Origin of the sequence: Acetobacter musti (assembly GCF_011516835.1) — a bacterium.
Classification (GTDB): domain Bacteria; phylum Pseudomonadota; class Alphaproteobacteria; order Acetobacterales; family Acetobacteraceae; genus Acetobacter; species Acetobacter musti.
The window spans coordinates 1-512 of the sequence record NZ_WOTB01000136.1 but is presented as its reverse complement, the minus strand read 5'-3'; the positions used below and the strand labels follow the sequence as shown (position 1 = coordinate 512).

The 512-nt window shown below is 61.1% G+C and carries 1 protein-coding gene; it reads right to left on the bottom strand.

Features of this window, described 5'->3' with window-relative positions; all coding sequences use genetic code 11:
* On the bottom strand, positions 1-446 hold a 446-nt coding region (locus tag GOB93_RS21080; RefSeq protein ID WP_173585291.1), incomplete at its 3' end, for a hypothetical protein.
* Between the last annotated feature and the right edge of the window lie 66 nt (positions 447-512).

Below are 512 nucleotides of genomic sequence, written 5' to 3'. Positions count from 1 at the left end.
CGGGGATAATTACGGATTTCAAGCAGGGTGCCGGACGGCACGTCCATCTCATAGGCGCCGCGCTGAAGAACACAGCACGGCCCGCCGCGCAGGAACTTCACGCCCTTGCCTGTCCGGAGAACGTGACGCGGGCCGAAGACACCGGCTACGTGCCGGCCGGCGACATAAATGTCGGCGTTGAACTGTCGCCACAACGGTGTGCGGATGTTCTGCTCGTTGACTTCGATCTGCACGTTGCAGCGATCGGCCCACGCTTCCGGCGTGCCATCCACGCCGTAGAGTGTGCGGCAGACATTCCGCACCGCCTCCTCGTGCTCGTGCCTGAAGGACCAGCCGGTCTCTTTTCCCATAAAGCGTCCCCGATAACGCCGCGCCTGTGTGGCCAGCTCCGGATGAAAATCGGCTTTCAGGGTGATGTGGCCGTCCAGGACAGTAATCACAGCCATGTTGAACTCCCGTTCTCTCGTCAGGAGAGTCTAGTACGCGGAATCGGGCGGTACAAGCGAAAACAG